Annotated in this window: 8 protein-coding genes; all 8 read left to right on the forward strand. The window is 71.1% G+C overall.

Annotation, left to right across the window (positions count from 1 at the left end; translation table 11 throughout):
• Positions 1 to 41 precede the first annotated feature (41 nt).
• Positions 42 to 2225, forward strand: a complete 2184-nt coding sequence (locus V7D63_RS09600; protein ID WP_333592053.1) for a protein-disulfide reductase DsbD family protein — start codon at positions 42 to 44, stop codon at positions 2223 to 2225.
• Between the two features lie 73 nt (positions 2226 to 2298).
• Positions 2299 to 2823 (forward strand): hypothetical protein, encoded by a 525-nt coding sequence (locus V7D63_RS09605; RefSeq protein ID WP_333592054.1) that lies wholly within the window; start codon positions 2299 to 2301, stop codon positions 2821 to 2823.
• A gap of 38 nt (positions 2824 to 2861) precedes the next feature.
• On the forward strand, positions 2862 to 3446 hold the full coding sequence (locus V7D63_RS09610; RefSeq protein ID WP_333592055.1) for a hypothetical protein: 585 nt from the start codon (positions 2862 to 2864) through the stop codon (positions 3444 to 3446).
• Complete coding sequence (locus V7D63_RS09615; protein ID WP_333592056.1) at positions 3419 to 4123, forward strand: DUF2459 domain-containing protein; 705 nt, start codon at positions 3419 to 3421, stop codon at positions 4121 to 4123. Before V7D63_RS09610 ends, V7D63_RS09615 begins: the two co-directional genes overlap by 28 nt.
• Before the next feature lie 64 nt (positions 4124 to 4187).
• Positions 4188 to 4634 carry a 30S ribosome-binding factor RbfA gene (gene rbfA, locus V7D63_RS09620; protein ID WP_333592057.1) on the forward strand — a complete coding sequence of 149 codons (447 nt, stop codon included), beginning with the start codon at positions 4188 to 4190 and terminating at the stop codon, positions 4632 to 4634.
• A gap of 181 nt (positions 4635 to 4815) precedes the next feature.
• A complete protein-coding gene (truB, locus tag V7D63_RS09625) occupies positions 4816 to 5748 on the forward strand; it encodes a tRNA pseudouridine(55) synthase TruB (RefSeq protein WP_333592058.1) in 933 nt (310 codons plus the stop codon).
• Positions 5749 to 5759: 11 nt separating this feature from the next.
• Positions 5760 to 6029 carry a 30S ribosomal protein S15 gene (gene rpsO, locus V7D63_RS09630; RefSeq protein WP_333592059.1) on the forward strand — a complete coding sequence of 90 codons (270 nt, stop codon included), beginning with the start codon at positions 5760 to 5762 and terminating at the stop codon, positions 6027 to 6029.
• Between the two features lie 235 nt (positions 6030 to 6264).
• Positions 6265 to 7513: polyribonucleotide nucleotidyltransferase (locus V7D63_RS09635; protein ID WP_333592060.1), on the forward strand; the 1249-nt coding region annotated here is incomplete at its 3' end.

Below are 7513 nucleotides of genomic sequence, written 5' to 3' on the forward strand. Positions count from 1 at the left end.
GCGTCTAAGGTCGCGGCCCGATCCGAACGAGACCCGTCCCCTTGCGCCTGTCCGCCCTGTGTCTTCTGCTTTTGAGCCTGATCGCGGGTCCCGCCGCCGCGCAGGGGACCGCCGCGACGCCGGGCCTGGCGGCGGGCCTGACGCCGGGATTGGGCGCGCAGCGCACCGAGCGGATCGAGGCGGAGCTGGTCCCGATGAGCCGCTGGGCGGCGCCGGGATCGACGGCGATCGTGGCCGTGCGCCAGAAGATCGCGCCGGGCTGGCACACCTATTGGCGCAATCCGGGCGACTCGGGCGGAGCGACCACCCTGGCCTGGACCCTGCCCCAGGGCGTGACGGCGGGCGACATCGACTGGCCGACGCCCGAGCGCCAGCGGCTGCTGGGGCTGATGAACTACGGCTATTCGGGAACCGTCTATCTGCCCGTGCCGATCCAGGTTCCGGCCGCGGCGCGGCCGGGAAGCCGCCTGACCCTGACGGCCGAGGCGCTGTTTCTGGTGTGCAGCGACCAGATGTGCGTGCCGGAACCCCTGACCCTGTCGCTGGTCCTGCCGGTGGCCGAGGGGGCGCCGCCGCCGGACCCCGACCATGGCGCGGCGGTGGAGCGAACCTTGGGCCAGGCCCCGCGCCCGGCGCCGATCACGGCGCGGATCACGCGGATCGAAGGCGGGCTGAGCCTGGCCGCCGTCGGAGGGCCGCTGGCCGAGGGACCGGTGAAATGGGCCTATTTCTTTCCCTTCAAGGGCGGGCTGATCGACCATGCGGCGGCGCAAGCGGGCCAGACGGGACCGCGCGGCCTGACCCTGACGTTGAAGCCTGGACGCGGCCTGACGCCCGAAGCGCTCGCGGGCGGGATCGAGGGCGTGTTGCAGACCGACCGCGGCGCCTGGACCATCACGGCCGAACCCGGCGCGGCGCCGGAGGGGGCGAGCGGGGGCGCGGCCCTGGCCGATCCCGACGCGGCCAAGGCCGGAACAACCGGGGCGGTCTCCATTCCCGGCCTGTTGAAGGCGGCCCTGCTGGCGCTGTTGGGCGGGCTGGTGCTGAACCTGATGCCCTGCGTCTTTCCGGTGCTGGCCATGAAGGCGGCCAGCCTGGCGAAAGGCGCGCACGACCCGGCCCAGGCGCGGCGCGACGGGGTGATGTTCCTGGCGGGCGTGCTGGCGGCCTTCGCCGCCCTGGCGGGGCTGTTGCTGGCCCTGCGCGCGGGGGGCGAGGCGGTCGGCTGGGGCTTCCAGCTTCAGAGTCCGCTGGCGACCGGAGGCCTGGCCCTGCTGATGCTGGCGGTGGGGTTGAACCTGTCTGGGGTCTATTCCGTCGGCGCTGGGCTTCAGGGCGCGGGAAGCGGCCCGCTGGCGCGGCTGCCGGGCGGGACGGGGTCCTTCTTCACCGGCGTGCTGGCGGTGGTGGTGGCGGCGCCGTGCACGGCGCCCTTCATGGCGGCGGCCCTGGGTGCGGCCCTGGTCATGCCGTGGCCCGCGGCGATGACGGTCTTTCTGATGCTGGGTCTGGGCCTGGCCCTGCCCTATCTGGCGGTCAGCCTGTCGCCGGGCCTGTTGCGGCGGCTGCCCAAGCCGGGTCCGTGGATGGAGCGGCTGCGGGGCGTCCTGGCCTTTCCGATGTATGGGGCGGCGGCCTGGCTGGTCTGGGTGTTCGCGCGCCAGACCGGCGGCGAGGCCCTGGGCCTGATCTTGCTGGCCGGGGTGCTGGCGGCCTTCGGCCTGTGGCTGGTCGGGGTCAATCAGGCGGGCCGGGCCGAAGGCGGAACCGCCGTGATCAGCGCCGTCGCCGCCGCCCTGGCCCTGATTTCGGCCTTCGCCCTGACCGTCGTGGCGGCGCGGACGCCGCCCGCGCCGGAGCCGGGCCGGACGAGCGAGGGCGCGGCCCTGGGGTCCCGGCCATGGTCGCCCCAGGCCGTTTCGGCGGCGCTGGCCGAGGGACGGCCGGTGCTGGTCAACTTCACCGCCGACTGGTGCGTGACCTGCAAGATCAACGAGCGGGCGGCGCTGTCGTCGCCGCGCCTGGCCGAGGCGATGACGCGGGCGAACGCCGTCTATCTGGTCGGCGACTGGACCCGTCGCGACGACGCCATCACCCGCGAACTGGCGCGCCACGGCCGCTCGGGCGTGCCGCTGTATCTGCTGTACCGGCCCGGCCAGGCGGAGCCGCGCATCCTGCCGCAACTGCTGACCGAGGGGCTGGTGATCGAGGCGTTGGAGCGGTGATGCGCGGCGTGACGCCCGCCTGGATGCGAGACGCCTCCGCGTTTTCGCCGCAAACGAGGGTATGGTCGCCGACATGAAGACGAACCCACAGCGTGTTTCGGCCGCCGCCCTGGCCGTCCTGACCTTGGTCGGCGTCGCCGCCCCGGCGCGGGCCGAGACGCGGTTTCTGGCCTATGACGCCGCCGACCGGGTGACCCAGGCCTTGACGCGAGGCGTGACGCTGGAGATCCGGCGCGGCCTGCTGGGCGGGGTGTCGGTGCGTCGCATCATCTCGACCACGGCGCGGGGATCGGCGCGGATCGACTATGGCGGGCCGGACGCCGTGCGGCGCGCCCTGCCGCAAGGGTCGGACGAGACGACGATCTACACCGTTCCGTCAGAGGGCGACGGGCGCGGCCTGTCGCGCGCCCTGTGTCCGGGTTCGGACCAGGCCTTTCTGGTGCTGGGCCGAGTGCGGGCGGGACGACCCCTGACCGTGCACGCCGTCGGGCGCTGGGCCGACGGGACGATGCGCCACTGCGTGACGCTGGAATACAGCTATCGCGGCGAATGGGCCTTGCCGCCGTCGGCGCCCAGCGGCGCCCCTGACACGCGATAGCTGTATCTCCGGCGCGATCCGGCGTTAAAGTCATCGCGATGACCGCCGCCGTCCGCCGCCGCAACGGCCAGAAATCCCTGGCCGCCTTGCTGTTCCCGTTGAGCCTGGTCCTGGCCCTGCTGGCGCTGGACGAACCCACGGCCGTGGCCGTGTGGGACCGCGCCGCCCAGACCGCGTCGGGCGCCTGGAGCGCGGCGCGCGGCCAGTGGGAGCGGATGGTCCCGGCCCAGACCGGCGCCCAGACCGATGACGGCCCGATCCTGCGAGGCGTCTTCGCCGCCGCCGACGGGACGACGCGGACGACGACCGGCGACGTCGATTTCGTGCGCGCCGAGTTGCGGTTCGCCCAGGGCGGAGACCTGAAGACCCGGCCGCACCGCATCGCCTTCGGGCGCGAGGCGGCCCTGGGACGTCTTTACGGCGCGGGACCGGACGATCAGATAGAATTGCGCCAGGTGCTGGCCGGATCGACCGCCGCCCTGTGCCCGGGCGCCGCGCCCGGCTGGATCGGCTTGCGGCAGGACGGCCCGCGGGTCACCCTGATCGCCTTCCGCGCCGGGCCGCCGCCCGGACCCGCCGCATCGCCCGAGGCTCCGTGCGCCGTCCTGAACTATCGTCGCTGATCCTGATCTGCGCGGCGGCCCTGATGGGGTTCGCCGCCGCCCTGATGAGCTGGACCCGGGCGGGCGAGGCGCCGTTTCCGGCGGGCCGCGACGAGGCGGCGGTGACGGCCTATCTGTTGGACAACGGCTTTCACACCGACCTGGCCGTGCCGCGCGCGGCCCTGGCCGAGGGCGGCGGGACCTTGGCCCAGGCCCTGGCGCGAACGCCGCCGGGCGACTGGGTGCTGGTCGGCTGGGGCGACGCGCGCTTCTATGTCGATCAAAGCCCGATCCAGAACCGGCTGGCGGACGGGGCGCGGGCCTTCTTCGCTCCCGGCAACGCCTCGGTGGTGATGCTGGACCCCTATCAGGGCGATCCCGCCCGCCTGGGCGCGGCCGAACGGCGCCGGACGCTGAGACTGTCGCCCCAGGGGTTCGCGGCCCTGCGCGACCGGCTGGAGGCGTCGCTGGCGGCGCCGGACGGGGCGCCGGTGCTGGCGGCGGCGCGGGCGGGCGACGACGCCCGCTTCTTCGCCTCGGTCGAGACTTTCTGGGTCGGGCATCTGTGCAACCACTGGACGGCGGGCCTGCTGAACGCGGGCGGCGTGACGGTGCGGCCGTTCCGCGCGATCGTCTCGGCCGAGCTGCTGGCGGCGGTGGACAGGGCTTCGCTGGACAGTGCGGGCCAAGGGGCCTAGACCCCCGGCCTTCGTTTTTGTGAGCCGGGTCCGATCCCCGGCGGCGAAGGCCAGGAGGCGCGCCATGGGCCGCAAGCAACACACCCGCAACGCATCGGGACCCCAGGGTCCGTCCCAGCGCCAACTGCGCGCCGGCGAACTGATCCGCCACGCCCTGGTCGACGTGCTGAGGGAAGAAGAGATCCACGACGCGGCGCTGGAGGGGGTGTCGATCACCGTCACCGAGGTGCGGATGTCGCCCGACCTGCGTCACGCCACCTGCTTCGTCGAACCGCTGGGCGCCGGGGTCGACGCGGCCGAGACCACGGGCCACGAGGACGAGATCATCAAGGCGCTGAACGCGCACGCCCGCTTCCTGCGCGGACGGCTGGGTCCCAAGCTGGACATGAAATTCACGCCCGATCTGAAATTCCGCCACGACGAGAGCTTCGACAACGCCAGCCACATCGACCGGCTGTTCGCCGACCCGCGCGTGCGGGCGGATCTGGAGCATGACGAGGACGAGGAATGATCCGCCTGATTCATCCTTCTCCCCTTGGGGGAGAAGGCGCCGCGCGGAGCGTGGCGGATGAGGGGGATGCGTCCACGAACCTCTTCGTCGCCAGTGAGCGTGTTTCAGGCCTCCCCCTCATCCGAGCCGCGCTGCGGTCCACCTTCTCCCTCGAGGGGAGAAGGATGTTCGGAGCGTTGTAATGGGGCGGCGCAAGTCGGGGCTGAACATCCACGGCTGGGTCTGTCTGGACAAGCCGCTGGGGATGGGATCGACCGAGGCGGTGACCCGCGTGCGGCGTCTGTTCGGCGCCAACAAGGCCGGGCACGCCGGGACGCTGGACCCCCTGGCGACCGGCATTCTGCCCATCGCCCTGGGCGAGGCGACCAAGACCGTGCCCTTCATGATGGAGGCGCGCAAAGCCTATCGCTTCACCATCCAGTGGGGCGTCTCGACCGACAGCGTCGACCGCGAAGGGCGCGAGACCGGCCGTTCGGACGTGCGGCCGAGGGTCGAGGCGGTGAAGGCGGCCCTGCCCGCCTTCGTCGGCGACATCCAGCAGGTCCCGCCCGCCTTTTCGGCCATCAAGATCAACGGCGAGCGGGCCTATGACCTGGCGCGCGGCGGCGAGATGGTGGAGCTGGCGGCCCGCGCCGTGACCATCCATTCGGCCGAGGTCGCGGCCGCGCCCGACGCTGATCATGTCGAGATCCGCATCGAGACCGGCAAGGGCGTCTATGTGCGGTCCCTGGCCCGCGATCTGGCCGCCGCCCTGGGCGCGGAGGGGCATGTGTCGGCCCTCAGGCGCGAGCGGGTGGGACCCTTCTCGACGCAAAACGCCGTGACGCTGGATTTCCTGACCGATCTGGTGCATAGGGACGCCGCCTTTGAGGGCCTTCTGCCCGTTTCGACCGCCCTGGACGACATCCCGGAGCTGGCCGTGACGGAACAGGACGCCTTCTCGCTTCGGCAGGGACGGCCGATCGTACTGCTCCCCCGACAGGTCGAAACGTTGAAAAGCCGCCTTCGCGACGGCTCGCGCATCGTTTCCGCCTTTCAGGGCCAGACGCTCGTCGCGCTCGGTCAGTTGCGGGCCGGCCGGCTTGAACCCGACCGCGTTTTCAATCTCCAATAAGGAGTCTCTCGATGTCGATTACGCCTGCCCGCAAGGGCGAAGTCATCGCCGACAACGCCCGTTCCTCGGGCGACACCGGCTCGGCCGAGGTCCAGGTCGCGATCCTGTCGGAGCGCATCGCCAACCTCACCGAACACTTCAAGACCCACAAGAAGGACAACCACTCGCGTCGCGGCCTGCTCAAGATGGTCTCGCAGCGTCGTCGCCTTCTGGACCACCTGATCAAGGTCGATAAGGCGCGTTACACCGCCCTGATCACCAAGCTGGGCCTGCGCCGCTAAGCGCGCCCGGAGCCGGAATTCGAGGCGCGGGCCATGTCCGCGCCTCTTTCCGTATCTAATCGACCCGCGCGCCACGGGAGTATGGCGCATACGCGAGGGCCACGCCGGTCCTCATCTTCCCGGGTTCGCCGCGATGGCGCGGCCGCCCTTGGACCGAAGGACTGAACGCCCGACGCTCCGCCCCACTGATGGGACTCCGGCCGGAATACGCCGCCCGGACTACGAAAGACGAAACATGTTCGACATCAAACGCAAGACGATCGAATGGGCCGGCCGCCCGCTGACGCTGGAGACGGGCCGCATCGCCCGCCAGGCCGACGGCGCCGTCCTGGCCACCTATGGCGACACCGTGGTGCTGGCCACCGTCGTCTATGGCCGCGCGCCCAAGCCGGGCCTGGACTTCTTCCCCCTGACCGTCAACTACCAGGAAAAGACCTTCGCCGCGGGCCGCATTCCGGGCGGCTACTTCAAGCGTGAAGGCCGTCCGACCGAGAAAGAGACCCTGGTCAGCCGCCTGATCGACCGTCCGATCCGCCCCTTGTTCGTCAAGGGCTTCAAGAACGAGACCCAGGTCGTCGTCACCGTGCTGCAGCACGACATGGAGAACGACCCGGACATCGTCGGCATGGTCGCCGCCTCGGCCGCCCTGACGATCTCGGGCGTGCCCTTCATGGGTCCGATCGGCGCTGCGCGCGTCGGCATGATCGACGGCGAGATGGTGCTGAACCCGGCCGTGGACCAGATGGCTTCGTCGGAGCTGGACCTGGTCGTCGCCGGCACCGCCGACGCCCTGATGATGGTGGAATCCGAGGCCAAGGAGCTGTCGGAAGAGACCATGCTGAAGGCGCTGATGTTCGCTCACGCGGGCATGCAGCCGGTCATTGACGCCATCATCGAACTGGCCGAGCACGCCGCCAAGGAGCCGTTCGACTTCGCCGCCGAAGACCACTCGGACGTCGTCGCCTCGATCAAGAAGCTGGTCGGTTCGGACATCAAGGCCGCCTATACCCACGCCGGCAAATACGAGCGCCGCTCGGGCGTCGATGCGGCCAAGAAGACCGCCGCCGCCGCCCTGGTGAAGACCGACGAGAACCCCGACGGCGTCGACGGCTCGAAATTCTCGGCCGCCTTCAAGGAGTGCGAGGCCGAGGTCCTGCGTCGCGACATCATCGAGAACGCCCACCGCGTCGACGGCCGCGCCCTGGACAAGGTCCGCGCCATCGTTTCGGAAGTCGGCGTCCTGCCGCGCACCCACGGTTCGGCCCTGTTCACCCGCGGCGAGACCCAGGCCCTGGTCGTGGCCACGCTCGGCACCGGCGAGGACGAGCAGTACATCGACAGCCTGACCGGGACGTACAAAGAGAAATTCCTGCTGCACTACAACTTCCCTCCCTATTCGGTGGGTGAAGCGGGCCGCATGGGTTCGCCGGGCCGTCGCGAGATCGGCCACGGCAAGCTGGCCTGGCGCGCCATCCGTCCGATGC

It is taken from the genome of Brevundimonas sp. (genome assembly GCF_036732845.1).
Classification (GTDB): Bacteria; Pseudomonadota; Alphaproteobacteria; order Caulobacterales; family Caulobacteraceae; genus Brevundimonas.

Excerpts from the sequence above, each read along its gene's own strand:
- V7D63_RS09605 (WP_333592054.1), top strand. The coding sequence starts at position 2,299 with ATGAAGACGAACCCACAGCGTGTTTCGGCCGCCGCCCTGGCCGTCCTG.
- V7D63_RS09610 (WP_333592055.1), top strand. The coding sequence starts at position 2,862 with ATGACCGCCGCCGTCCGCCGCCGCAACGGCCAGAAATCCCTGGCCGCC.
- rbfA (WP_333592057.1), top strand. The coding sequence starts at position 4,188 with ATGGGCCGCAAGCAACACACCCGCAACGCATCGGGACCCCAGGGTCCG.
- truB (WP_333592058.1), top strand. The coding sequence starts at position 4,816 with ATGGGGCGGCGCAAGTCGGGGCTGAACATCCACGGCTGGGTCTGTCTG.
- rpsO (WP_333592059.1), top strand. The coding sequence starts at position 5,760 with ATGTCGATTACGCCTGCCCGCAAGGGCGAAGTCATCGCCGACAACGCC.